Below are 23582 nucleotides of genomic sequence, written 5' to 3'. Positions count from 1 at the left end.
CGCCCCGCACTGCCGTGTGCGGATCTGCGAGAGCGTCCCCTCGAATCTAGCGGCGCTGCGGCGCGGGTCACAGTGCAGTGCCGCAGGTTGCCCACCGGCTTCCCGCCGCGGTCGACGCCCCTCCCGGGCGGGCAACTTCGTGCAAAGCGTGCCGGAGAGCGGCGAAGATCACGACGATCGAGGGACGTGATCGCTCGCACGGTGCGAGACCTCACTTCGATGACGAACGAGAAAGGCGGAGCCCTATGACGACCACGACCCCGACCACGGACACCGACACCACCGCGAGCGACGGCACCGAGAAGGTGGTGCGGCTGGGCATCATCGGCATCGGCACGCAGGGCGACATGTACGCGAAGTTCATCGCCGACGGGCTCGTCCCGCACATGACCATCGGCGCGATCGCCGACATCGACCCCGAGGCGCTCGCGCGCGCGAAGGAGCTCTACCCCGACGTGCCGCAGTACAGCACTGCCGAGGAGCTCATCGCCTCCCATGACATCGACGCGGTCATCACCACGATCCCGCACTACGACCACCCGGATGTGGCCATCGCATCCATCGAGGCCGGTGTGCCGACCCTCGTGGAGAAGCCCGCCGCGGTCTACACCCGCCAAGTCACCCGCATGAACGAGGTCGCGGCGGCGCACCCCGAGGTGCCCTTCGCCATCATGTTCAACCAGCGCAACAACCCGCTGTACCAGAAGATCAAGGCGATCGTGGACGGCGGCGAGATCGGCGAGGTGCTGCGCTCGAACTGGATCATCACCACCTGGTGGCGCCCGCAGGGCTACTACAACCAGTCCGAGTGGCGCGCCACCTGGGGCGGCGAGGGCGGCGGCGTGCTCGTGAACCAGGCACCCCACCAGCTGGACCTGTGGCAGTGGATCTGCGGCGTCCCGAAGTCCGTCTTCGCCAAGGCCGGCTTCGGCTTCCGCCGCGACATCGCGGTCGAGGACGAGGTCACCGCGCTCGTCGACTACGGCGACGGCCGCACCGGCGTCTTCGTCACCGCCACCCACGATCTCGCCGGCACCGATCGCTTCGAGATCCTCGGCACCCAGGGCAAGATCGTCGTCGACAACTCCAAGACGGCCACGGTCAGCCGCTACACGAAGCCCGAGAAGGAGATCAGCGACTCGGTGGACACCGCCGGCGCGCGGAAGCTCATGACCGGCGACCTCTCGGTCCTCGAGGGTGTCGTCTCCACCGAGACGATCGAGGACAGCTCCCCCTGGGGTGCTCAGCACTCGGGCGTGCTGGAGAACTTCGCGCGCCACATCCTGTTCGGCGAGGAGCTGCTCGCTGCTGGCGCCGACGGCATCAAGGGCGTGCGCCTGGCGAACGCCATCCACCTGTCCGCATGGACGGGCCGCGAGGTCGGGCTCGACTTCGACGAGGACGAGTACCTCGCGGAGCTGAACACGCGCATCGCCGAGGAGGGAAAGTTCGCCCAGCGCGACTGATCCTTCCGGCCGGGGCGCTCGATCGCGAGCTCCCTCGGACTCCGGATCCGCGTCCCTAGGATGGTCCGAATGGACAGCGCGCGCAGAGAAGCCCTCGTGGAGCACCTGGTGCTGCGGGAGGGCTTCTCGCATGCCGACATCCGGTGGAGCTATCAGCCGCTGCTGCGCGGACGCGGCTGGGACAACGAGATGTGGGAGGTCGGGCAGCTCGATCCCGGCGCCGCGCGGTGCGGGGGAGCGCGGCTGGTGCTGCGCGTGCCTCATCGCGAGATGGGGGAGCAGCTGCTGCGCGGCGAGGTGCGCGCCCTCGCCCAGCTGGATGCGCACCGTCCGGATCTTCCGCTGGCACGCCCGGTCGTCGTGGGCTCCGGTGGCATGCAGCGCGGCGGGCGGCGCCCGTACGCCCTCCTCACCTGGGTCGAGGGCGACCTCGTCTCCGCGATCGTCGCGGCGGAGCTGCGCGAGGGTGGTCTGCGCGCCGGGCCGAGGCGCGAGTCAGCCGCCGGGCCGAGGCGCGAGTCAGCCGCCGGCCCGAGGCGCGAGTCAGCCGCCGGCCCGATGAGAGAGCGACCGGAGGCAGCCCGGCTCGCGATCGAGCTGGCCCGGGCGCTCGCGGACCTGCACCGTCCTGCCCCTGAGGACTACCCGCGCAGCGCTGTGCGCGGGGTGGCGCTGCGAGAGCGCACGGATGCCCTTCAGGGCGAGATCCTCGCGCTCGACGCGTCGGCCCCGCATCTCGCATCCGTCGTGCGGGAGATCTGGCAGCAGGGCCTCGATGCCGCCCCGTATTCCGGCGATCCGCTGCTGCTGCACGGCGATCCGCATCCCGCGAACCTGATCCGCACGGACGGGCCCCATCCGCTCGGGCTCATCGACTGGGGCGATACGACAGCGGGCGACCCGGCGAGCGATCTGGGATGGCTCCTGCTCCTGGACCCCTCCGGAAGCGCGCTGTCGGCCTATGCCCGTGCCCGCGGAGGCCGGGACGCCGACGGGGAAGCCCGTGCCCGGGCCTGGGCGGTGCGCTGCGCGACCGCCATGCTCGTGCACGAGGCCGATCCGGCCGACACCGCCCATGCCGACCTCGCGCTGTGCGCGCGGGCCGCGCTCGAGGCCTTCGCCTCCCCCTGGTGAAGGCGCGGGGCGCGATCGCTCGCAGCCCCGCGCGTTCGCCTCAGCAGACCTCGGTGGCCGCCCGCGCGGTGACGAACGCCTGCACGCAGGCCTCGACGGCCTCCTCGGAGTGCGCCGCCGAGAGCTGCACGCGGATGCGCGCCTTCTCCTTCGGGACCACGGGGTAGGAGAATGCGGTGACGTACACGCCCTGCTCGAGCATCGCGTCGGCCACCTTCCCGGCGCGGCGGGCGTCGCCGAACATGACGGGGATGATCGCGTGCTCGCCGTCCAGCAGCTCGAAGCCCTCTTCGCTCATGCGGCGGCGGAACAGCTCGGCGTTGCGGAACAGGGTCGAGCGCAGCTCGGCGCTGCCCGCCACCAGCTCGAGCGCCGTGAGCGTCGCGGCCACGATCGCGGGGGCGAGCGTGTTCGAGAACAGGTAGGGGCGCGCCTTCTGCCGCAGGATCTCCACGATCTCCGCGCGGCCCGAGACGTAGCCGCCGCTCGCTCCGCCGAGCGCCTTGCCGAACGTGCCGGTGTAGATGTCCACGCGGTCCGAGACCCCGAAGTGCTCGGGCGTGCCGGCGCCCGTGGCGCCCATGAAGCCGACGGCGTGGGAGTCGTCCACGAGCACGAGCGCGCCGTACTCGTCGGCCAGATCGCAGATGCGGTCCAGCGGGGCGAGGTAGCCGTCCATGGAGAACACGCCGTCAGTGACGATGATCGTGCGGCGCGCACCTGCCCCGTCGTTCAGCGCCTTCGCCGCCTCGAGCTGTGCGCGCAGGTCCTCCATGTCGGCGTTCGCGTACCGGAAGCGCGCGGCCTTCGAGAGCCGGATGCCGTCGATGAGGGAGGCATGGTTGAGCGCGTCGGAGATGATCGCGTCCTCCTTCCCGAACAGCGACTCGAACACGCCGCCGTTCGCGTCGAAGCAGGAGCCGAAGAGGATCGCCGCCTCGGTGCCGAGGAACCGGCTCACGGCCTGCTCGAGCTGGAGGTGGAGGTCCTGGGTGCCGCAGATGAAGCGCACCGAGGCCATGCCGAACCCGCGCTCGTCCAGGGCGCGCTTCGCGGCCGCGATGATCTCGGGGTGGTCGGCCAGGCCCAGGTAGTTGTTGGCGCAGAAGTTCAGGACGCTGCGGCCCTCATCGCCGAAGGCAGCGGCCTCGACGTGCGCGGACTGGGGGCTGGAGATCGTGCGCTCGTGCTTGAACGTGCCGGCCTCGCGGATCGCGTCGAGCTCGGCGGCGAGCTGGGTCTTCATCTCGGAGTACATGGAGGGTCCTCTCGGTGGGACAGGGAGCGGAGTGGGGAGCGGCGGAAGCGCCGAGCCGGCGCGTCAGCCGATCGCGGTCCAGTCGAGCACGACCTTGCCGCCGCTGCCGGAGCGCGCGATGTCGTAGCCGCGCTCCCATTCGGTCGCGGGCAGCACATCGGTCACGGTCGCAGCGACGCGCTCGCGCAGCGCGGGGGAGGTCGAGATCATCGCGCTCATGGCGTTCCACGTCTCGTACATCTCCCGCCCGTAGATGCCCTGCAGGGTGAGCATATGGGTGATCACGGTCGTCCAGTCGATCTCGAACTGGCGGGCGGGCAGGCCCAGCAGCGCGATCTTCCCGCCGTGGTTCATGTTCGAGATCATCTCCTGCAGCGCGCTGCCCTGGCCGGAGATCTCCAGGCCCACGTCGAAGCCCTCCTTCAGGCCCAGCTCGCGCTGCGCATCGGCGATCCGGGTGCGACCGACGTTCACCGCGAGGTCCACCCCGGCGGCCTCGGCCATCTCGAGGCGGTGCTCGTGCACGTCGGTGATGGCGATGTAGCGCGCCCCGGCATGACGGGCCACGGCCGCGGCCATCAGGCCGATGGGCCCCGCGCCCGTGATGAGCACGTCCTCGCCGACCAGCGGGAACTTCAGGGCCGTGTGGACGGCGTTGCCGAAGGCGTCGAAGACGGCGCCGAGCTCCGGAGTGATGAGCTCCTCGCCGCCGTCGTGCTCGTGCACCCACACGTTCACATGCGGGATCACGACGTACTCGGCGAAGGCGCCGTCGCGCTGCACCCCGACGCTGCGGGTGCGGATGCACATCTGGGTGCGCCCGGCGCGGCAGTTGCGGCACACGCCGCACACCACGTGCCCCTCGCCGGAGACCCGGTCGCCCACGCGGACCTGGGGCACCGCCTCGCCGATCTCGACGACCTCCCCGTAGAACTCGTGGCCCGGGGTGAAGGGAGTGGAGTCGCACATCGACTGCGCCGAGGCGTCCCAGTCCTGGATGTGCAGGTCGGTGCCGCAGATGCCCGCGCGCATCACGCGGATCTTCACATCCCAGGGGCCGACGGTCGGCTCGGGCACCTCCGCGAGCTCGAGGCCGGCCTGAGGTGCGGTCTTGCGCAGTGCATACATGCTGTGGATCCCTCCCGGAGGGGGGAGCGCCGGCAGGCGGGCCTGCGGCGCCGGACCCTCCGATCCTAGGATCCGTGCAGGCCTGCCTCCGCTGCGCAGGGCGCCTCTGCGCGGCGCGACCCTGGCCTGGGCACGGAGCGCTGTCCGGGCTCTCGGAACGGGCCTGCGCGGGCTGGGAGGGGCCTTCGGTGCGAGAGAGCCGATATCCGCTCGGCACCGAGCGCCGTGGCCGCCTAGCATGGTCCACCATGAGCGCGCACGAGAGCACCACCCTGTCCGGCCCGCTCGAGGTCACCTACCCGCAGGACCTCCCGGTCACCCAGCGCCGGGACGACATCCTGGAGGCGCTGCGCACCCATCAGGTCGTCGTGATCGCGGGCGAGACCGGTTCGGGGAAGACCACCCAGATCCCCAAGATGCTCCTCGAGCTGGGCTACGGGCAGGGCAGCCGGCTCATCGGCCACACCCAGCCGCGGCGCCTCGCGGCCAGGTCGGTCGCGCAGCGCATCGCGAGCGAGCTGGGCGAGAAGCTCGGCGAGGGGACCGTCGGCTACCAGGTCCGCTTCACCAAGGAGACCAGCCGCGGCACGCGCCTGAAGCTGATGACCGACGGCATCCTGCTCGCCGAGCTCGCGCGCGACCACCTGCTGAAGCGCTACGACGCGATCATCATCGACGAGGCCCACGAGCGCTCGCTGAACATCGACGTGATCCTCGGCTACCTGCGCCGCATCCTTCCCAGGCGCCCCGACCTGAAGGTCGTCATCACCTCGGCGACCATCGATCCCGAGCGCTTCGCGGAGCATTTCGCCACCCGCACCCCCGCGGGCGAGATCGTCCCCGCACCGATCATCGAGGTCACCGGCCGCACCTTCCCCGTCGAGATCCGCTACCGCCCGCTGGTGCTGGACGCCGAGGTCTCCGCCGACGATGACGAGCTCGAGGACATCCACTCCGTAGAGCGGGATCTCGATGAGGCGATCATCGCCGCGGTCGACGAGCTCGCCGCCGAAGGCCCGGGCGACGTCCTCGTCTTCCTCCCCGGCGAGCGCGAGATCCGCGAGATGCAGGAGGCGCTCGAGACGCACCTGCGCTCGGGAGGCCGGGGCCGCCTGCCCACGGAGGTGCTGCCCCTGTTCGGACGGCTCTCGGCCGCGGATCAGCAGAAGATCTTCTCTCCGCCGCCGTCCGGCACGCACCGCCGCGTCATCCTCGCCACCAACGTCGCCGAGACCTCGCTGACGGTCCCGGGCATCACCTATGTGATCGACTCGGGCCTCGCGCGCATCTCCCGCTACTCCCAGCGCACCAAGGTGCAGCGCCTGCCGATCGAGCCGATCTCCCAGGCGAGCGCGGCGCAGCGCTCGGGCCGCTCGGGCCGCACGCACCCGGGCATCGCGATCCGCCTGTACTCCGAGGAGGACTTCGCCTCGCGCCCGGAGTTCACCGAGCCGGAGATCCTGCGCACGAGCCTCGCCTCGGTCGTGCTGCTGATGACGTCGCTGGGTCTCGGGGACGTCGAGTCCTTCCCCTTCGTCGAGCCTCCTGCCTCGCGCGCAGTGGCCGACGGCGTGCGGCTGCTCGAGGAGCTGCGGGCGATCGAGGCGGCGCCGTCGGCCCCCGGCGGGCGGCGGCTGACGGACATCGGCCGGGCCCTCGCCCGCTTCCCCCTGGATCCCCGCATGGCGCGCATGCTGCTCGAGGCCGACCGGCTCGGCGCGCTGCGGGAGGTGCTCGTGATCGTCGCCGCCCTCAGCATCCAGGATCCGCGAGAGCGGCCGCTCGGCGCCGAGCAGCAGGCGCGGGAGAAGCACAAGCGCTTCGACGACGCGACCAGCGACTTCCTCACCTACCTGAACCTCTGGAACCACCTGCAGGAGCGCGGTTCCGAGCTCTCCGGCAGCGCCTTCCGCAAGGAGGTGCGCAGCGAGCACCTGCACTACCTGCGGATCCGAGAATGGTGGGACCTGCACGCGCAGCTGCGGGAGATGGCGCGCGACGGCGAGCTGCGGATGAACGACACCCCCGCCTCGCCCGAGGCGATCCACCAGGCGCTGCTGTCCGGGCTGCTGTCGCACGTGGGCCTCTACGAGGAGCGCACGCGCGAGTACGCCGGGGCGCGCGGGGCGCGGTTCGCGCTGTGGCCGGGGTCGGCGCTCGCCAAGAAGCGGCCCGACTACGCGATGGTCGCCGAGCTCGTGGAGACCTCGCGGCTCTGGGGCCGCACGGCCGCCCGGATCGACCCCGCATGGGCCGAGGAGATCGGGGCGCACGTCGTCAAGCGCTCCTACTCCGAGCCCCACTGGTCCTCCAAGCAGGCCGGGGCGATGGCGCACGAGAAGGTCACCCTGTACGGCGTGCCGATCGTCGCCGACCGTGTGGTCGCCTACGGCCGGGTGGATCCCGAGCTCGCGCGCGACATCTTCCTCCAGAACGCGCTCGTGGAGGGGGACTGGAGCACCCGCCACCACTTCTTCCGCGACAACCGCGCCCTGATCGCCCAGCTCCAGGAGCTCGAGGCGAAGACCCGGCGCCGCGACCTGCTGATCGACGACGGCCAGATCTTCGCCTTCTACGACCAGCGCGTCCCGAAGACCGTCACCTCCGGCCGTCACTTCGATGCCTGGTGGAAGAAGCAGCGCCACGAGACGCCCGATCTGCTCACCCTCACCGAGGCCGATCTCCTCGCCCCTGACGCGGAGGTGGCGCACCTCGCCCGCGACTTCCCCGACAGCTGGGTGCAGGGCGACCTCACGCTGCCTCTCACGTACTCGTTCGGCGAGGTCGGGGCGAAAGGCGCAGAGGGGGTCACCGCCACGATCCCGCTGCCGGTGCTGAACCGCGTGAGCACGCGCGGCTTCGACTGGCTGGTCCCGGGGATGCGGGAGGAGCTCATCACCGAGCTGATCCGCTCTCTGCCCAAGCCCATCCGCCGCCATCTCGTGCCCGCGCCCGAGCGCGCGAAGGCGGTCGCAGCGAAGCTGCACGACGACGATCCGGATGCCGGAGAGTCCTTCCTGGAGGCGGTGGCCGACGAGCTCGTCGCGCTGCCGGGCGTGCCGCAGGACCTCGGCCTCTACGGCCCCGAGTTCGATCTCGCGAAGCTCCCGGCGCACCTGCGCATGCACTACCGGGTGGTGGATGCGAAGGGCAAGCAGATCGGGACCGGGGATGACCTCGACGCCCTGAAGTCGCGACTGAAGCAGCGGGTGGACGTCGCCGTCGCCTCGCAGGGCGAGGAGCTCGCCACCGCCGATATCCCTGCCTTCCCGGCAGCGGGCGTGCCCGCGATCCACCGCAGCACCGTCGGCGGGCTGAAGGTCACGGGCTACCCGGCGCTCGTCGCTCGCAGCGGTGAGAGCGGTCGGGCTGCGCGCGTGGACCTCGCCGTACTCGCCACCGCCGACGAGCAGGCGCTCGCCCATCCGCGCGGAGTGATCGCGCTGGTGGACCGCGAGATGGGGTCCGATCTGCAGGGCGTGCTGAACACGCTGCCGAACCCCACGAAGCTCGCCGTGGCGCAGTCGCCCTACGCCAGCACGGCCGCGCTGCTGACCGATGCCTCCCGCACCGCCACCGCGGCGCTGGTGGGGGATGCCGCAGCGATCCGCACGCGGGAGCAGTTCGACGCGGCGGTGGCGCGAGTGCGACGCAGCCACGCCGAGGTCGCAGGGGAGGCGGTGCGGGCTGCGGCCGGCGCGCTCGCCGCGCATGCACGGCTCTCGCGCGCGATCTCGAAGGTCTCGAGCCTCGCGATCCTCACCCAGCTCACGGAGATCCGCGACCATGCGGCCTCCCTCATGGGGGAGGGCTTCATCGCGCGCGCCGGCACCGGGCACCTCGAGGATCTCGTGCGCTACCTCCGGGCCGACGAGATCCGACTGGAGAAGCTGCAGGAGAATCCCGTGCGCGATGCCCAGCTCGCCTGGCAGATCCGTGATCTCGAGCAGCTCTGGGAGCGGACGCGCGTGGGGCTCTCCCCGGCGCGGCGGGCCCAGAGCGATGCGGCGCGGATCCCCTGGCTGCTGGAGGAGATGCGGGTGAGCCTGTTCGCGCAGACCCTCGGCACGAAGGAGACCGTCTCGGACAAGCGCATCCGCGCCGCGATCCGGGAGGTCGCCGCGCAGGGCGCTGCCTGAGGGCTCGCCGCGCACCGGTCGCCTCCTCCGGTTCCCCGGATCGTTCTGCGCGGCGCCGGCGCGCGATCTGGCGCGCATGCGCCCGAAGCCGCCGTGGAATGCGAGCGGATTCACTACGATGGTCCGCATGACTCCCGCGCCCTCTGTCAGCTACTCGATCACGATCCGCCTCGAATTCGCCGCGCGCTCCGCGGCGGTCAGCGACATCACCAGCCGCATCGAGCAGCACGGCGGCTCGGTGACCGCCCTGGATGTCTCCGCCTCCGGCAACGAGCGCATGCGCGCCGACATCACCGTGATGACCGCCGGCCACGACCACGCGATGGAGGTCGTGGACTCTCTGCGCGGCATCGAGGGCGTCGAGCTCGGCAAGGTCTCGGACCGCACGTTCCTCGCGCACCTCGGCGGCAAGCTGTCCATCGAGTCGAAGGTGCCGATCCGCCACCGCGACGACCTCTCGATGGTCTACACCCCGGGCGTCGCCCGCGTCGTGAAGGCGATCGCCGAGCATCCCGAGGACGCCCGCCGCCTCACGATCAAGCGCAACACCGTCGCGGTCGTCACCGACGGCTCCGCGATCCTCGGCCTCGGCGATCTCGGCCCGCTCGCCGCGATGCCGGTCATGGAGGGCAAGGCCGCCCTGTTCAAGCGCTTCGGCGACATCGACGCCTTCCCGATCTGCCTGGACGCTCACTCGGTCGAGGACATCGTCGCGCACGTCAAGGCCATCGCCCCCGTCTTCGCGGGCATCAACCTCGAGGACATCTCCGCACCCCGCTGCTTCGAGATCGAGGACCGCCTGCGCAAGGAGCTCGACATCCCCGTCTTCCACGACGACCAGCACGGCACCGCGATCGTGGTCGTCGCCGCGCTGCGCAACGCCCTGCGCGTGGTCGAGAAGGAGATCGGCTCGGTGCGCATCGTGCTCTCGGGCGCGGGCGCGGCGGGCACCGCGATCCTGCGGCTCCTGCGCGCCGCCGGCGCCCGCGACGTCGTCGTCACCGACCTGCACGGCATCGTCCACGAGGAGCGCGAGCAGCTCGAGGGACGGCTTCCCTGGATCGCCGAGGTGACCAACCCCCGCGGGCTGAAGGGCACGCTCGCGGACGCGATCGCCGGGGCCGACGTCTTCATCGGCGTCTCCGCGGGCAACATCCTCACCGCCGAGGACGTCTCCACCATGGCGCCGCGCTCGATCGTCTTCGCGATGGCGAACCCGACGCCGGAGATCGATCCGGCCGAGGCCGCGAAGCATGCGGAGGTCGTCGCGACCGGTCGCAGCGACTTCGCCAACCAGATCAACAACGTGCTGGCGTTCCCCGGCGTGTTCCGCGGTCTGCTGGATGCGCAGGCGACGGATGTCAACGACCGCATGCTCCTCGCCGCGGCCTCGGCCCTGGCGGACGTCGTCGCGCCCGATGAGCTGAACCCCACCTACATCGTGCCCAGCGTCTTCCACAAGGGCGTGACCAAGGCGGTCGCCACGGCCGTCAAGCGGGTCGCCCGCGAGGACGCCGGCACCGTGGACGCTGTCACCGGGGCGATCCCGGCGGTCTACGCCGACGAGATCCGCCTCTGAGGGCATCGGCCCGGCGCTCCGCCCACCACAGGGCGATCCCGATGATGATTCCGATGCTGTCGGCCAGCACGTCGGCGGCGTCGCCGGAGCGGTGCGGCAGGAGCGTCGCCTGGAGCACCTCGATGAGGACCGCGTGGGCAAGGGCTCCCAGCACCACCCAGCCCATCGGGAAGCGGCGCAGCGGCGCGAGGAGCCTCCCCGCCGCCCAGACCGTGAGCGCGAAGACGCCGACGTGGACGAGCTTGTCGATGCCCTGGATCTCGGAGACCGCTCCGGCATCCGGGGCGGATGACAGATAGAAGCCGCTGTTCAAGGCGATCGCGATCCCGAGCAGGGCGATCCTTGCGAGCGGTCGCCCGCCGATTTCGCGGATCTGGCGCCCGAGCTCCTGCGCCGACAACTCGATCGCGCTCATCGGGTGCCCCCTGGGCGAGCGAATGCGATGCGGGCGAGCTCCCGGCGCGCCTCATCCACCACCAGCGCATCCCGCCGGGGATGCACGCGATTGGTGAGCATCACCGCGACCGTGCCGGTGCGGGGATCCGCCATCAGCGCGGTGCCCGTGAATCCGGGATGACCCGCGACGTCGGGAAGGAGGTCCGCGCCCGGAGGCGCGCTCTCCCAGCCCGGCAGCGCCTGTCCGATCCGCAGTCCGAAGCTCTGGCGCCAGGGCGCCCCGGTCGAGGGCCCGTCCGGCAGCTGGTCCGTGAGCAGCAGGGAGCGCACCGACGGGCTGAGGGCGACCGCGTCCGCGGTGCCGGCGAGGACTCCGCCGAGGGCGAGCACGTCCGGAAGGGTCGCGAACAGGCCCGCGTTGGCGGCACCGCCGATGAGGCGCGCGGTCTCGTCGTGCACGACGCCCTGGAGGAGGGCGCCGTCCTCGTACTCGGTGGCGGCGCAGTCGCGGGGGTCAGGTGCCGGCCCCCAGCCGGCTGCGCTCGCTCCGATCGAATCCAGGATGCGACGGGCGGCGAGATCGGGCAGGGGCGCACCGCCGATCTGCTCGAGCAGCGCGCCGAGCAGCAGGAACCCGGTGCAGGAATATCGGTGGAGCGTACCGGGCTCGGCATCGGGTGCGATGGCCGCGATCGCGCGCAGCCGCTCCGGCCTGCCCTCGGCCGCCGCGAGCGCTTCGAGCGAGGGCACGACGGCGGGCAGCCCCGAGGTGTGCGTGAGGAGGTGGCGCACGCGGATCCGCGCATCGGCTCCCTCGAGGGTCTCCTGGACCGGAGCGTCCGGATCCAGGAGCTGCTCGTCGATGAGGGTCGCGGCGACCAGGGTCGTGACCACCTTGGTCACCGATGCCAGATCGAACAGGGTCTGCGGGCCGATCGCTCGCGCCCCTGCCGCGTGCGCTTCACCGGCATCCAGGGCGGTCCCGTCGGCGCACAGCGCGATCGTGCTGCCGGCGCACGCGCGCATCAGCGGCGTCCCGGGTGCCGAGACTCCGAGAGCGACCGCTGCTGCTCCTTCGCGGGGGAGCGCGGAGGGCACGTGCGCGGCGCCTGCGACGAGAGAGTCCGCCAGGCGGCGCAGAGCTGCGGGAGCAGCGGCAGCCTGCACGGCTGAGGCTGCGCTGTCAGGTGAGGGCATGCGGGGAGTCCTTCCGGTGCGCGAGCGTCGGGCGCACGACCGACCGCGGCGCGAGCGCTGCGTGCAGGAGCCCTCGATCCTGCCATCCCGCTACGCTCGGGGAAGCAGAACCTCCCCGTTCCCGCTCAGAAGGAGCCCCCGATGTCGACCTCGGATCCCGATCGCCTCGACCCGTACCGCGCCGATCCCGGAGCGGCTCCTGGCCGGACCGCTGTGCTGGACCGCCAGGTCGCCGAGCGCGAGGAGCTCACCGACGACGGCGATCACGACCGGTTCGCCCACTATGTGCGCAGGGACAAGATCACCCAGGCGGCGCTGGACGGCACCCCGGTGATCGCGCTGTGCGGAAAGGTCTGGGTGCCGGGCCGCGATCCGAAGAAGTACCCGGTCTGCCCGCAGTGCAAGGAGATCCACGACGGTCTGCGCCAGCCCGGCGACGGGGACGGCGAGGGCAAGGGCGGCCGCGGCGGGTTCCGGGGTCTGTTCGGCGGGCGGCGCTGAGGGGCGGATCCCGCACCGCTGGAACATCACACCGCTAGAACCTCACACCCCCTCCGGGTGCCGCGATCGCCTCGATCGTCGGCGCCCGGAGGTAGCGTGGTCAGCGCTGTGACACCACTTCCCTCGCCCCAGAATCCTGAACCGCACCGTCCCTCGACCTTCGCGGCGCAGACGCTCCCGCCTGCGTTCCCCGAGCGCGCCGCGTGGGGCACCGCCCCGAAGCTGCGCGCCTGGCAGGCCGAGGCGCTGGAGCTCTACCGCTCCCGCGCGCCCCGGGACTTCCTCGCGGTCGCGACCCCGGGCGCAGGCAAGACCACCTTCGCCCTGCAGATCGCCGCGATGCTGCTCGCCGAGGGGGTCGTGCGCCGCATCACCGTGGTCGCCCCCACCGAGCACCTGAAGACCCAATGGGCCGATGCCGCAGCCCGCGTCGGCATCTCGATCGACCCGAACTTCACCAACGCCCAGGGCACCCACGGGGCGCGGTTCCAGGGTGTCGCGATCACCTATGCGCAGGTCGGGATGAACCCGGCGCTCCACCGCGCCCGCACCCAGGCCGACCGCACGCTCGTGATCCTCGACGAGATCCACCACGCCGGTGACGCCCTGACCTGGGGCGATGGGGTGCGCGAGGCCTTCGATCCCGCGGTGCGGCGCCTGTCCCTGACGGGAACGCCCTTCCGCTCCGACGATTCGCAGATCCCCTTCGTGCACTACGAGCAGGACGGCGAGGGCTTCCTGCGGTCGAAGGCCGACTACAGCTACGGCTACGCCGAGGCCCTGCGCGACCACGTCGTGCGCCCCGTCATGTTCATGACGTACTCCGGGCGCATGCACTGGCGCACGAAAGCGGGCGATGAGGTCTCCGCCCAGCTCGGCGCGCTCGAGACGAAGGACATCACCCAGCAGGCCTGGCGCACGGCGCTGGACCCCAAGGGCGAGTGGATGCAGGCGGTGCTCTCGGCCGCGGACCGCCGGCTCACCGAGATGCGGCGCCACGTGCCCGACGCCGGCGGACTCGTGATCGCGACCGACCAGAAGGCCGCGCGCGCCTACGCCGCGACCCTCCAGGACATCACCGGGGAGGCGATCACCGTCGTCCTGTCGGACGATGGGGGCGCGAACACGCGCATCGAGGAGTTCTCGGGGTCCACCGACCGCTGGATGGTGGCGGTGCGCATGGTCTCCGAGGGCGTGGACGTGCCCCGGCTGACCGTCGGGGTGTACGCGACCTCGACCGCGACCCCGATGTTCTTCGCGCAGGCCGTCGGCCGTTTCGTGCGCTCCCGCACCCGCGGTGAGACCGCCTCGATCTTCCTGCCGACCGTCCCCGTGCTGCTCGGCCACGCGAGCGCCATGGAGGACGAGCGCGACCACGTGCTGGACCGCCGCCCCCAGGGCGATGCGGAGACGGGCCTGGACGAGAGCCTCCTGGAGACGGCGAACCGCGAGGAGAAGGCGTCCGACCAGCTCGAGTTCACCTTCGAGGCGCTCGAATCGGAGGCTTCCTTCGACCGAGTGCTGTTCGACGGCGGCGAATACGGCGCGGGCGGCGTCGTCGGCAGCGAGGACGAGCAGGAGTTCCTGGGCATCCCGGGACTGCTGGATGCCGACCAGATGCACACGCTCCTGCAGGAGCGCCAGGCCAGCCAGCAGCAGCGCCGCAAGCAGGGATCCGGTGCGGACGCCTCCGAGCGGGCGATCCCGGTGGTGGACCACCGCCGGCTCATGGAGCTGCGCAAGGAGCTCAGCTCGCTGGTCTCCGCCTGGTCGCGGAAGTCCGGGATCCCCCATGGCCAGGTGCACTCCACGCTGCGCTCGCGCTGCGGCGGCCCTGCTGTCCCGCAGGCCGATGCCGCGCAGATCCAGGCACGCATCGACGTGGTGCGGGGATGGTTCGTCGGGCGGCGCTGAGGAGCGCCCGCGGCTGCGCGGCCAGCGGGTCGCAGGATGTCGCAGACGTCGAATGTCGCAGGGCCTCCGTAGACTTCGAGGCCAGCTTCGCAGGAAGGGGATGAGGAATGGACGGCACCGATCCGCGGGCCCCGCGCAGGGGGAGCGCCGGCACGGGCGTGCTCGAGCAGGAGCGCAGCAGCGTGTTCGGCTCGCTCGGCGACGGCCCCTGGCAGGCCGTCGTCCACAACGACCCCGTCAACCTCATGAGCTACGTGGTGCACGTCTTCCGCACCTACTTCGGCTTCAGCCGCGCCCGCGCCGGCGCTCTCATGCAGCAGGTCCACGAGCAGGGCCGCGCGATCGTCTCGCGCGGCTCGCGAGAGCAGATCGAGACGGACGTCCAGGCCATGCACTCCTTCGGCCTGCAGGCGACCCTCGAGCCCTCGGGACAGGACTGATGGCGCACGCGTTCCGCCCCCGGCCGGGCGGCACCCTCACCTGTCGGCTGGAGGGCGAGGAGAGGGCGATCATCGCCCAGGTCGCGCAGGAAGTGCGCGAGCTGATCCGCCATGATCTGCAGCTCCAGGAGCGTCCGGCTCCCGAGGCCGTCCAGCAGGCAGCGCAGTCGGACGACCCCCTCCAGCGACTCGAGGCGGAGCTCGCCGGTGCGCCCAGCCGCGAGCCCGTCGACTCCGCCGTCCAGCGCCTCTTTCCTGCCGCCTCCGAGGATCCGCAGGTCGCAGGCGAGTTCCGCCGCTTCGGCCAGCAGGCCCTCGCCGAGGAGAAGCTCGAGGACCTCCTGCGCATGATCCGGATGCTCGACCGTCCCGGATCCGGCCGCGAGGAGGTCGCGCTCGGACAGGAGGACGTCCCCGTGTGGCTGCGGGGGCTGAACGACATGCGGCTCGTGCTGGCCGATCGCCTCTCGATCACGCGCGACGGCGAGTTCGAGACTCTGCGGATGCTCCAGCAGATCGGCGAGCAGGTCGAGGACGTCCCGCCCGTGGAGGATGGCGACGTCGCCGGCGGCGAGATCGTGGCCGCCGTGTACGAGCTGCTGACCTGGCTCCAGGAGAGCCTCCTGAGCGCGCTCGAGCATCGCTGAGGGCTCTGATCAGGGCCCGGCACCTGCACGTCCGGCATTCCGGGCGCGTGTGATGTCCCGCGCAGTGAGCGCGCCATCACTGCCGTGCGCACGGACTTTGCATACGGTGGTGCGGATGAACAGCGCGCCGATCGGGATCTTCGACTCTGGAGTCGGGGGGCTCACGGTCGCCCGCGCGATCCTGGATCAGCTGCCCGCCGAGGAGCTGCTCTACATCGGGGACACCGCGCACACGCCTTATGGCCCCCGCCCCATCGCCGAGGTCCGGGCTCTGGCCCTGTCGATCATGGACTCCCTCGTCGAGCGCGGGGTGAAGATGCTGGTGATCGCCTGCAACACGGCGAGCTCCGCCGTGCTGCGCGATGCGCGCGAGCGCTACGACGTGCCGGTCATCGAAGTCATCCAGCCCGCAGTGCGCCGGGCGGTCGCGGCCACGCGCAACGGCCGCATCGGGGTCATCGGCACCCGCGCCACCGTCTCCTCCCGCGCCTACGAGGACGCCTTCGCCGCGGCCCCCGCCCTGGAGATCACCTCCGCCGCCTGCCCCCGCTTCGTGGAGTTCGTGGAGCGCGGAGAGATCAGCGGCGACGAGATCCTCGAGGTCGCCGAGGAGTACCTCGAGCCCATCCGCCGGGCCGGGGTGGACACGCTGGTCCTCGGCTGCACGCACTACCCGATGCTCGCCGGGCCCATCAGCTACGTGATGGGTCCCGAGGTCACCCTCGTCTCCTCGGCGGAGGAGACGGCGCTGGACGTCTACCGCCAACTGCGCGCCGGGGACCTCCTGCGCTCGGCGGAGCATCCCCCCGCGCACGTGTTCGCCGAGACCGCCCCCGCGGGCGCCGGCTCCTCCTTCTCGCGTCTGTCGCGCAGGTTCCTCGGACCCGCCCTGACGATGACCTCGACCCTTCCGGCGGTGACCCTGTGAGAGTGCATGTGATCGGCTGCAGCGGCAGCTTCGCCGGGCCGGAGAGCGCAGCCTCCAGCTATCTGGTGGAGGAGGTCGACTCCGAGGGGCGCACCTGGCGTGTGCTCCTGGACCTCGGCAGCGGGGCTTTCGGGCCCCTGCAGGACCTCATCGACCCTGCTGACCTCGACGCCGTCATCTTCTCCCACCTGCACCCCGACCACTTCCTCGACATCACCGGTCTCGAGGTGTTCTGGGCGTATCACGAGCGCACCGACCTCCCGCAGCTGCCCATCTACGGCCCGCCGTCCCTGGCGCGGCGACTGCGCGGCGTGATGGACCGTCACGATGACCTGCCCGACGGCGCCCCCGCCATCCCCTTCACCCACCATGCGCTGCATGACGGACTGCAGTTCCGGATCGGCCCGCTGGAGATCGAGACGGGCGAGGTGCTGCATCCTGTGGAGGCCTACGGCTTCCGCATCACCGGCGCCGACGGAGCGGTGCTCACGTACTCGGGCGACACCGACGCCTGCGAGCGGCTGAACGAGCTGGCGCGCGATGCAGACGTCTTCCTCTGCGAGGCCGGATACATCGAGGGCCGTGACGACCGCTTCACCGGCGTGCACCTGACCGGGAAGCGCGCGGGCGAGGCTGCCGCAGCCGCGGGCGCCCGCTCGCTCGTGCTGACCCACATCGCCGCCTGGACGAACCCCGTGGTGACGGAGGCGGAGGCCCGCGCCCAGTACTCCGGTCCGATCTCCCTTGCCAGGCCCGGCACATATCACCCGCTCACGGCCGCGGCCGTGAGCGTCGTCGGCGCCGGGGTCTGACTATCCTCGAAGGGCGACGCCGGGACCGGCCCGGCGCCCCACAGCAGGAAGTTGGCTCATGAGCGCGATCGACCCCCAGGCGGCATCCGGCACCCCCGGCGCGGAGACCTCATCGCCCCCGCGCACCGGGAGCAGGGTCGACGGCCGCACCGCCGATCAGCTGCGCGAGGTCCGCATCACCCGCGGCTGGCTCGACCACGCGGAGGGCAGCGCCCTGATCGAGTTCGGCAAGACGCGCGTGCTGTGCGCCGCCTCGTTCACCGCAGGGGTGCCGCGCTGGAAGAAGGGGTCGGGAACCGGCTGGGTCACCGCCGAGTACGCGATGCTGCCGCGCGCCACGAACTCCCGCACGGACCGCGAGAGCGTCAAGGGGAAGATCGGCGGGCGCACCCACGAGATCTCCCGGCTGATCGGCCGCTCGCTGCGCGCCGTGGTCGACATGAAGGCCCTCGGGGAGAACACCATCCAGATCGACTGCGACGTGCTGCAGGCCGACGGCGGCACGCGCACCGCGGCGATCACCGGGGCCTATGTCGCTCTCGCGGACGCGATCGCCTGGGGGAAGCTGCACTCCTCGATCCCTGCCGCGCGCGAGGTCCTCACCGACTCGGTGAGCGCGATCAGCGTGGGCATCGTCGACGGCGCCCCGGTCCTCGATCTCGAGTACCGCGAGGATGTCGCTGCGGGCACCGACATGAACGTCGTGATGACCGGCTCCGGCGCGTTCGTCGAGGTCCAGGGGACCGCCGAGGGCACGCCCTTCGACCGCGCGGAGCTGAACGCGCTGCTGGATCTGGCCGACGGCGGCTGCCGCAGCCTGCGCGAGATCCAGGCGAGCGTCCTGGAGCAGTCGCGATGACCGCTCCTGCAGGCGCAGCCCACGACGCGCCCGTCCAGCCCCGTGTCATCCTCGCCACCCACAACCAGGGCAAGCTCGTCGAGCTCGAGCGCATCCTCGCCCGGCGGGTCCCGGGCTTCGCGCCGGGGATGCTCGTCTCCGCGGCAGGCCTGGAGCTGCCCGATGTCGTCGAGGACCAGGTGACCTTCGCGGGCAACGCGCTGCTGAAGGCCCGGGCGGCGCACGCGGCCACGGGGCTCATCGCCGTGGCCGACGACTCCGGACTGGCGGTGGATGTCCTGAACGGCTGCCCCGGGATCTTCTCCGCGCGCTGGAGCGGGCGCCACGGCGATGACGAGGCCAACAACGACCTCCTTCTCGCACAGCTCGGCGACATCGCGCCGGAGCACCGCGGGGCCCGGTTCGTCTGCGCCGCCGCGCTCGTGGCGCCGGACGGCCAGGAGATCGTGGAGCACGGCGAGATGACGGGCCGGCTGTTGACGTCGCGCCGCGGGACCGGCGGCTTCGGCTACGACCCGCTGTTCGTCCCGGACGGAGAGTCCCGGACCTCGGCGGAGCTGTCGGCCGCCGAGAAGGATGCGATCTCCCATCGGGGCACCGCGTTCCGGGCCCTCGCCGCGCACATCGGCGCGCTGCTCGGCTGACGCGCGCAGGGCGGTGCTGACCGCCCTGCGAACGGGGCCCGCGCGGATCCGCCCCCGCGGGCCCCGTTCCGGTTCAGATCAGCCCGGCGTGGGCGAGCGCCCTGCGCACGATGACGTCCTGGCCGTGCTCGAGCTCGCCGAGGACTGCGCTGCCGGCGAGCTCTGCCGCGTCGAACCAGGTGAGCTCGAGGGCATCCTCCTGGGGCGCGGCCTCGCCGTGGATCGGGACGATGTACGCGAGGGAGATCGCGTGCTGCCGAGGATCGGTGAACAGCGAGACGCCGGGCGTCGGGAAGTACTCGGCGACCGTGAACGGCACCGGGCTCACCGGGATCCGCGGCATGGCGAGAGGGCCAAGGTCCTTCTCCACGTGCCGGCCGATCGCATCGCGCAGGGTCTCGTGCACGAGCACCCGCCCGGAGACGATCGCGCGCACGATGCGGCCCTCGCCGGAGGCGCGCAGCAGCAGGCCCACCTGGCGGATCGCTCCGTCGGGATCTGTGCGCACAGGCACCACGTCGATGTAGGGGATCGGGAGCTGGCGGCGCAGCTCGGCCATGCGGTCGGGCTCGAACCACGCGCCTTCGGCGTCCACGGCGGTGCGGGTCATCGGATCTGCTCCGTCGGGCCGGTCGGATCGAGAGCGGCCTGGACGCGCGGATCCTGGTCCTTCGCCGCCACCGGATCGCCGCCGGGCTGCACATGGCGGTGCGCGAGCACGAACCGGGGGTTCTGCTCCCGGGAGCTCGTGCGCACGGTGTTGCGCACCGCGGTGTTCGCGATCATCTCCACACCCCAGGTCGTGCCCTCCAGGGTGACGATCGACAGGGTCGCGTTCGGGATCGAGTCCAGCGCCTGCTCGGCGATGCCCGAGAGGAGGAAGCGGATGATCGTGCCGTGCGCGACGACGAGGATGCGCTTGCCCGGGTAGAGATCGGCGAGGCGCTCGAGAGCGTCGTACCCGCGGTCCGCGACATGCTGGTGGTCCTCGCGGCCGGGGAAGCTGCGGTCGGGATAGAGGGCCTCCATCTCGGCGACGTCCCTCCCCTCCGCCTCGCCCCAATCGATCTCGGAGAGGTCGGCGAAGGTGCCTCCGAAGGGGATCCCGTGGTCCTCGCCGATGATGCGAGCAGTCTGCTCGGCGCGCTGGAGGGGGGAGGAGACCACCAGGTCCCAGTCGAGATCCGGCACGTGGTCGAGGGCGCGGTGCGCCTGCTCGATGCCGGTGGCGTTGAGGGGGATATCGGAGGAGCCCTGGAACAGGTTCCGGGCGTTGTAGTCCGTCTGACCGTGCCGCACGAGGCCGAAGAGTGTCATCCCTCCACCCTACGCGGGGCCGCGCGAGGACCCCCGGCCGCGCCGGAGCGGCCCCTGGAGGGGGAGCGGTGCGCGAAGCGGGAATCGAACCCGCACGCCCGAAGGCACTGGAACCTAAATCCAGCGCGTCTACCGATTCCGCCATCCGCGCGCTCGCACCAGCGTAGCGGTCGGGCGGGCATCGCCGTGCCGGGCTCGGAGGGGAGCGCGGTACCATCGGGAGGCAAAGCGCTCGTACCGACATGGAGGCAGCAGTGGCCAAGAAGAGCAAGACCACGCTCGAGGACATGCGCAAGGAGGCGGACCGCCGCCAGGACAACCTTGCCGCAGACATCGACGAGCTCGTGGATCGACTGCACCCGAAGAACGCCCTGGAGCGCTGGAAGAACGAGACCGCTCAGACCGTCAAGGGCCTGCTGCGCCGCTGATCGGCCGCGCCGCGAGGATCCACGGGGATCACGGAGCGATCTCCCCGTCGACGTAGACCCATCCCGGGTGCAGCGGGATCCGCCGGAACCTGCTGCGCTCGTGGAGCCGCACCTTGCCCTCCGGCCCGCGCGCGAGCGCCGCGAACTCCACGATCCCGGTGGCGTCCTCCTGCCCGCCGCCCTCGACGTCCAGGATCCGCAGGCGGGTCCAGCGCAGCGCGGGATCCCAGGTCGATGCGAGCTCCTCGCGGCTCGGCCGATGCGCGGGATCCCAGCTCGCGAGCAGATGATCCAGGTCTGCGAGGGCGAAGGCCGTGAAGCGGGAGCGCATCAGCTCCTCAGCCGTCGCGGCGGGTCGCTCCCCGGCGAGGACGGGACCGCAGCACTGCTCCTGCGCCGCTCCGCTCCCGCAGGGGCAGGCGGAGCCCTCTCCACGAGAGGGAGGAGGACCGGAGGCATTCATCGCTCCAGTATCGCCCCCGCCGTGCCGCCCCGCGCCCGCCCCGCGTCACTGCAATCCCACCCCGTCCGACCTCGCGCGTGCCCGTCCTCGCGCGTGCGATCGACCGGGCGCGAGGATGGCGCATAGGGTCGAGGCATGGAGCCCTTCGCGATCGACCCCGATGACGCCCGCTCCGCGCACCAGCGCATGATCGAGGGCGACTGGTACATCGCCGACGATCCCGAGATCCAGTCGGCCTACCGTCGCGGTCTCGCACTGACCGCCCGCTTCAACGACGCCTACGCCGGGGATCCGGACGGCTCCCAGGAGATCCTGAAGGAGCTCCTGGGCACATTCGGGGACGGTGCCCATGTGCGTGCGCCGCTGCGCGTGGACTACGGGACCCGGATCCACATCGGCGCCGGCACGTTCGTCAACTACGGCCTGGTGGCGCTGGACGTCGTGGACATCCGCATCGGCGCGAACTGCCAGATCGCGACCAACGTCCAGCTGCTCACGCCCGTGCATCCCCTCGAGCCGCAGCCCCGGCGCGAGGGCTGGGAGGCCGCCGAGCGCATCACCATCGGCGACAACGTGTGGATCGGCGGCGGCGCCATCGTGTGCCCCGGCGTGAGCATCGGCAGTGACAGCGTCATCGGCGCCGGCTCCGTGGTCACCAAGGACATCCCGGCCCGCTCTCTCGCCGTCGGCAGCCCGGCGCGCGTGATCCGCTCGCTCTGATCGCCCCGGTCGCGGCGGCAGTCCGCGACGGACTGTGTCGGGACCTGCTCGCAGGGCACCTGCCGAGTACGCTCGGTCCGAACCCGGCGCATCGGCGCCGCGCCCCGCTTCGGCCCGTGCCCCGCACCGCCGACACGCATCGACCACGCACCGCATCGAAGGAGAACCATGACCGACTCCACCCCTGATCAGCCTCTCGCCGGGAAGAACGCAGTCGTCACCGGCTCCTCGCGCGGAGTCGGCGCCGACACCGTGAAGCTCCTCGCGGCGCAGGGTGCGAACGTGCTGGTGAACTACCGCCAGAAGGCGCCGCGGGCGAACAAGGTCGTGAAGGAGATCGAGGAGGCGGGCGGCCGCGCGATCGCCGTCGGCGCCGACCTCACCGATCCCGCGTCCGTGCGCGAGATGATGCAGGCCGCGGTCGATGCCTTCGGCGGCATCGATGTGCTCGTCCTGAACGCCTCCGGCGGGATGGAGTCGGATCTCGGCGAGGACTACGCGATGCGGCTGAACCGCGACGCGCAGCTCGACGCCCTGCGCGCCGGCACCGATCTCATGCGCGAGGGCGGCCGGGTCGTCTTCGTCACGAGCCACCAGGCGCACTTCATACGCGAGGTCGAGACCATGCCGCAGTACGAGCAGGTCGCCCGCTCCAAGCGCGCGGGCGAGGACGCCCTCGTGGAGCAGATCCCCGCGCTCACCGAGAAGGGGATCTCGTTCGTGGTCGTCTCCGGCGACATGATCGAGGGCACGGTCACCGCGACCCTGCTGAACCGCGCCCAGCCCGGGGCGCTGGAGGCGCGCCGCGAGGCCGCCGGCAAGCTGTACTCGGTCGCGGAGTTCGCCGCGGAGGTCGCGAAGATGGCCACGGCCGACGTCCCCACCGGCCACGTGGAGCTCGTCGGCGGGGCCGACGACTTCCTCGCCCAGGCGGAGGAGCCCTCGGGCGAGTGACAGGCCCGCGGCGCTGAGCTCAGCGCCGGATCGATCGGCCCTCAGCGCTCCTCGCGCTGGGGACCGATCGCGTCGAGCCGCGCATCGAGATGCGCCCGCAGCTCCGCGAGGGCGTCGGCGAACTCGGCGCGCGAGAGGTTCTGCGCGGCCTCATCGAGCTCCATCACGATCGATCCGCCGGGGAGGATCGCGGCGCGCCGCACCTCGGAGACGTCGTCGGCCCCCTGCTGCTGGATGACGCCTGCGAGCTCCTCGGAGGTGATCGAGAGCCGCGCGAGGGCGCGCGCGTCGACGCGGCCGTCGGTGATCACCGCGGTGGGCGTGCCCGAGAGGAGCCGCTCGAGAGCAGGGACGCGAGAGGCGGTGAGATCCAGCAGCCAGTTCACGACCACCAGCACGAGCGCGCCGATGATCCCTCCCACCAGCGTGTTGTCATCCCCGATGATCGCGTTCTGCACCACGTTGCTCAGCAGCAGGACCACCACGAGGTCGAGGCTGTTCATCTGGGCCATGAGCTTCTTGCCGAAGATGCGGATCAGCACCAGCAGCGCGGCGTAGACGCCGATGGTGCGGGCGATCTTCTCCCAGACCGACATGTCCATCGAGAAGAGGTCGGTGAGCATCTGATGCATGCGGGGCTCCGGGGCGTCGGGGGAGG

23 protein-coding genes and 1 tRNA gene are annotated in these 23582 nt (G+C 71.6%); 15 read left to right on the top strand and 9 right to left on the bottom strand.

Going from position 1 to position 23582, the window contains the following annotated elements:
- Positions 1-245: 245 nt before the first annotated feature.
- A complete protein-coding gene (locus Bequi_RS11020; protein WP_249737985.1) occupies positions 246-1466 on the top strand; it encodes a Gfo/Idh/MocA family protein in 1221 nt (406 codons plus the stop codon).
- A 69-nt stretch (positions 1467-1535) separates the two neighbouring features.
- On the top strand, positions 1536-2600 hold the full coding sequence (locus Bequi_RS11015) for a phosphotransferase (protein ID WP_249737984.1): 1065 nt from the start codon (positions 1536-1538) through the stop codon (positions 2598-2600).
- Positions 2601-2640: 40 nt separating this feature from the next.
- Here the strand turns inward: Bequi_RS11015 and Bequi_RS11010 are convergent, their stop codons facing one another.
- Together Bequi_RS11010 and tdh are read right to left on the bottom strand one after the other, a co-directional pair.
- Complete coding sequence (locus tag Bequi_RS11010; protein ID WP_249737983.1) at positions 2641-3858, bottom strand: glycine C-acetyltransferase; 1218 nt, start codon at positions 3856-3858, stop codon at positions 2641-2643.
- A 63-nt stretch (positions 3859-3921) separates the two neighbouring features.
- The gene (tdh, locus tag Bequi_RS11005; RefSeq protein WP_249737982.1) at positions 3922-4986 is read right to left on the bottom strand and encodes an L-threonine 3-dehydrogenase; all 1065 of its coding nucleotides are present in this window, start codon (positions 4984-4986) and stop codon (positions 3922-3924) included.
- A gap of 248 nt (positions 4987-5234) precedes the next feature.
- Here tdh and hrpA point away from each other — a divergent pair, with 248 nt between their 5' ends.
- Both hrpA and Bequi_RS10995 read left to right on the top strand, forming a co-directional pair.
- A complete protein-coding gene (hrpA, locus tag Bequi_RS11000) occupies positions 5235-9125 on the top strand; it encodes an ATP-dependent RNA helicase HrpA (protein ID WP_249737981.1) in 3891 nt (1296 codons plus the stop codon).
- 127 nt (positions 9126-9252) lie between these two features.
- Positions 9253-10704, top strand: coding sequence for an NAD-dependent malic enzyme (locus Bequi_RS10995; RefSeq protein WP_249737980.1), 1452 nt, complete (start codon positions 9253-9255; stop codon positions 10702-10704).
- Here Bequi_RS10995 and Bequi_RS10990 read toward each other — a convergent pair.
- On the bottom strand, positions 10658-11119 hold the full coding sequence (locus Bequi_RS10990; RefSeq protein WP_249737979.1) for a VanZ family protein: 462 nt from the start codon (positions 11117-11119) through the stop codon (positions 10658-10660). The two genes, Bequi_RS10995 and Bequi_RS10990, sit on opposite strands and share 47 nt — an antisense overlap.
- Positions 11116-12297 carry a serine hydrolase domain-containing protein gene (locus tag Bequi_RS10985; protein ID WP_249737978.1) on the bottom strand — a complete coding sequence of 394 codons (1182 nt, stop codon included), beginning with the start codon at positions 12295-12297 and terminating at the stop codon, positions 11116-11118. The genes Bequi_RS10990 and Bequi_RS10985 overlap by 4 nt, the downstream gene beginning before the upstream one ends.
- A 141-nt stretch (positions 12298-12438) precedes the next feature.
- Here Bequi_RS10985 and Bequi_RS10980 point away from each other — a divergent pair, with 141 nt between their 5' ends.
- The 8 genes from Bequi_RS10980 (at position 12439) to rdgB (ending at position 19042) form a co-directional block, all read left to right on the top strand.
- Positions 12439-12798 (top strand): DUF3039 domain-containing protein, encoded by a 360-nt coding sequence (locus Bequi_RS10980; protein WP_249737977.1) that lies wholly within the window; start codon positions 12439-12441, stop codon positions 12796-12798.
- 108 nt (positions 12799-12906) lie between these two features.
- Positions 12907-14712, top strand: a complete 1806-nt coding sequence (locus Bequi_RS10975) for a DEAD/DEAH box helicase (protein WP_249737976.1) — start codon at positions 12907-12909, stop codon at positions 14710-14712.
- Between the two features lie 107 nt (positions 14713-14819).
- Positions 14820-15152 (top strand): ATP-dependent Clp protease adapter ClpS, encoded by a 333-nt coding sequence (gene clpS / locus Bequi_RS10970; protein ID WP_249737975.1) that lies wholly within the window; start codon positions 14820-14822, stop codon positions 15150-15152.
- The gene (locus Bequi_RS10965) at positions 15152-15799 is read left to right on the top strand and encodes a DUF2017 domain-containing protein (RefSeq protein WP_249737974.1); all 648 of its coding nucleotides are present in this window, start codon (positions 15152-15154) and stop codon (positions 15797-15799) included. Before clpS ends, Bequi_RS10965 begins: the two co-directional genes overlap by 1 nt.
- 115 nt (positions 15800-15914) lie before the next feature.
- Positions 15915-16727: a glutamate racemase gene (murI, locus tag Bequi_RS10960; RefSeq protein WP_249737973.1), complete on the top strand. Its 813-nt coding sequence runs from the start codon at positions 15915-15917 to the stop codon at positions 16725-16727.
- Between the two features lie 2 nt (positions 16728-16729).
- A complete protein-coding gene (locus Bequi_RS10955; protein ID WP_347272001.1) occupies positions 16730-17539 on the top strand; it encodes an MBL fold metallo-hydrolase in 810 nt (269 codons plus the stop codon).
- Between the two features lie 58 nt (positions 17540-17597).
- Positions 17598-18398 carry a ribonuclease PH gene (gene rph, locus Bequi_RS10950; protein ID WP_249737971.1) on the top strand — a complete coding sequence of 267 codons (801 nt, stop codon included), beginning with the start codon at positions 17598-17600 and terminating at the stop codon, positions 18396-18398.
- Positions 18395-19042 carry an RdgB/HAM1 family non-canonical purine NTP pyrophosphatase gene (gene rdgB, locus Bequi_RS10945; protein ID WP_249737970.1) on the top strand — a complete coding sequence of 216 codons (648 nt, stop codon included), beginning with the start codon at positions 18395-18397 and terminating at the stop codon, positions 19040-19042. Before rph ends, rdgB begins: the two co-directional genes overlap by 4 nt.
- 73 nt (positions 19043-19115) lie before the next feature.
- On the opposite strand, the gene Bequi_RS10940 is transcribed toward rdgB, so the two are convergent.
- The 3 genes from Bequi_RS10940 to Bequi_RS10930 all read right to left on the bottom strand — a co-directional run bounded on the left by Bequi_RS10940 (position 19116) and on the right by Bequi_RS10930 (position 20510).
- Positions 19116-19652, bottom strand: a complete 537-nt coding sequence (locus Bequi_RS10940) for a DUF4916 domain-containing protein (protein ID WP_249737969.1) — start codon at positions 19650-19652, stop codon at positions 19116-19118.
- Entirely contained in the window at positions 19649-20359 is a 711-nt protein-coding gene (locus tag Bequi_RS10935) for a histidine phosphatase family protein (RefSeq protein ID WP_249737968.1), read from the bottom strand. Before Bequi_RS10935 ends, Bequi_RS10940 begins: the two co-directional genes overlap by 4 nt.
- Positions 20360-20428: 69 nt before the next feature.
- Positions 20429-20510: transfer RNA gene (locus Bequi_RS10930), tRNA-Leu, on the bottom strand.
- 103 nt (positions 20511-20613) lie between these two features.
- Between Bequi_RS10930 and Bequi_RS10925 the strand changes: the two genes are divergently transcribed.
- The gene (locus Bequi_RS10925) at positions 20614-20787 is read left to right on the top strand and encodes a DUF3618 domain-containing protein (protein ID WP_249737967.1); all 174 of its coding nucleotides are present in this window, start codon (positions 20614-20616) and stop codon (positions 20785-20787) included.
- A gap of 28 nt (positions 20788-20815) precedes the next feature.
- Here the strand turns inward: Bequi_RS10925 and Bequi_RS10920 are convergent, their stop codons facing one another.
- Positions 20816-21250, bottom strand: a complete 435-nt coding sequence (locus Bequi_RS10920; RefSeq protein WP_283774939.1) for a YchJ family protein — start codon at positions 21248-21250, stop codon at positions 20816-20818.
- Between the two features lie 135 nt (positions 21251-21385).
- On the opposite strand from Bequi_RS10920, the gene Bequi_RS10915 reads away from it, so the two are divergent.
- Both Bequi_RS10915 and Bequi_RS10910 read left to right on the top strand, forming a co-directional pair.
- Entirely contained in the window at positions 21386-21970 is a 585-nt protein-coding gene (locus tag Bequi_RS10915) for a sugar O-acetyltransferase (RefSeq protein WP_249737965.1), read from the top strand.
- A 168-nt stretch (positions 21971-22138) separates the two neighbouring features.
- A complete protein-coding gene (locus tag Bequi_RS10910; protein WP_249737964.1) occupies positions 22139-22924 on the top strand; it encodes an SDR family oxidoreductase in 786 nt (261 codons plus the stop codon).
- Positions 22925-22965: 41 nt separating this feature from the next.
- On the opposite strand, the gene Bequi_RS10905 is transcribed toward Bequi_RS10910, so the two are convergent.
- A complete protein-coding gene (locus tag Bequi_RS10905) occupies positions 22966-23556 on the bottom strand; it encodes a DUF421 domain-containing protein (protein WP_249737963.1) in 591 nt (196 codons plus the stop codon).
- Positions 23557-23582 lie beyond the last annotated feature (26 nt).

Source organism: Brachybacterium equifaecis (assembly GCF_023509525.1).
Taxonomy (GTDB): Bacteria; Actinomycetota; Actinomycetes; order Actinomycetales; family Dermabacteraceae; genus Brachybacterium; species Brachybacterium equifaecis.
This window is presented reverse-complemented; position numbering and strand designations above follow the sequence as displayed.

Bases quoted from the DNA above. Each gene is read 5' to 3' on its own strand.
- hrpA (WP_249737981.1), top strand. From the start codon at position 5,235: ATGAGCGCGCACGAGAGCACCACCCTGTCCGGCCCGCTCGAGGTCACC.
- Bequi_RS10940 (WP_249737969.1), bottom strand. From the start codon at position 19,652: ATGACCCGCACCGCCGTGGACGCCGAAGGCGCGTGGTTCGAGCCCGAC.
- Bequi_RS10915 (WP_249737965.1), top strand. From the start codon at position 21,386: ATGGAGCCCTTCGCGATCGACCCCGATGACGCCCGCTCCGCGCACCAG.
- Bequi_RS10995 (WP_249737980.1), top strand. From the start codon at position 9,253: ATGACTCCCGCGCCCTCTGTCAGCTACTCGATCACGATCCGCCTCGAA.
- Bequi_RS11020 (WP_249737985.1), top strand. From the start codon at position 246: ATGACGACCACGACCCCGACCACGGACACCGACACCACCGCGAGCGAC.
- Bequi_RS11010 (WP_249737983.1), bottom strand. From the start codon at position 3,858: ATGTACTCCGAGATGAAGACCCAGCTCGCCGCCGAGCTCGACGCGATC.
- Bequi_RS10910 (WP_249737964.1), top strand. From the start codon at position 22,139: ATGACCGACTCCACCCCTGATCAGCCTCTCGCCGGGAAGAACGCAGTC.
- Bequi_RS10965 (WP_249737974.1), top strand. From the start codon at position 15,152: ATGGCGCACGCGTTCCGCCCCCGGCCGGGCGGCACCCTCACCTGTCGG.
- tdh (WP_249737982.1), bottom strand. From the start codon at position 4,986: ATGTATGCACTGCGCAAGACCGCACCTCAGGCCGGCCTCGAGCTCGCG.
- Bequi_RS11015 (WP_249737984.1), top strand. From the start codon at position 1,536: ATGGACAGCGCGCGCAGAGAAGCCCTCGTGGAGCACCTGGTGCTGCGG.
- Bequi_RS10990 (WP_249737979.1), bottom strand. From the start codon at position 11,119: ATGAGCGCGATCGAGTTGTCGGCGCAGGAGCTCGGGCGCCAGATCCGC.
- murI (WP_249737973.1), top strand. From the start codon at position 15,915: ATGAACAGCGCGCCGATCGGGATCTTCGACTCTGGAGTCGGGGGGCTC.
- clpS (WP_249737975.1), top strand. From the start codon at position 14,820: ATGGACGGCACCGATCCGCGGGCCCCGCGCAGGGGGAGCGCCGGCACG.
- Bequi_RS10980 (WP_249737977.1), top strand. From the start codon at position 12,439: ATGTCGACCTCGGATCCCGATCGCCTCGACCCGTACCGCGCCGATCCC.
- Bequi_RS10905 (WP_249737963.1), bottom strand. From the start codon at position 23,556: ATGCATCAGATGCTCACCGACCTCTTCTCGATGGACATGTCGGTCTGG.
- rph (WP_249737971.1), top strand. From the start codon at position 17,598: ATGAGCGCGATCGACCCCCAGGCGGCATCCGGCACCCCCGGCGCGGAG.
- Bequi_RS10985 (WP_249737978.1), bottom strand. From the start codon at position 12,297: ATGCCCTCACCTGACAGCGCAGCCTCAGCCGTGCAGGCTGCCGCTGCT.
- Bequi_RS10935 (WP_249737968.1), bottom strand. From the start codon at position 20,359: ATGACACTCTTCGGCCTCGTGCGGCACGGTCAGACGGACTACAACGCC.
- rdgB (WP_249737970.1), top strand. From the start codon at position 18,395: ATGACCGCTCCTGCAGGCGCAGCCCACGACGCGCCCGTCCAGCCCCGT.
- Bequi_RS10920 (WP_283774939.1), bottom strand. From the start codon at position 21,250: ATGAATGCCTCCGGTCCTCCTCCCTCTCGTGGAGAGGGCTCCGCCTGC.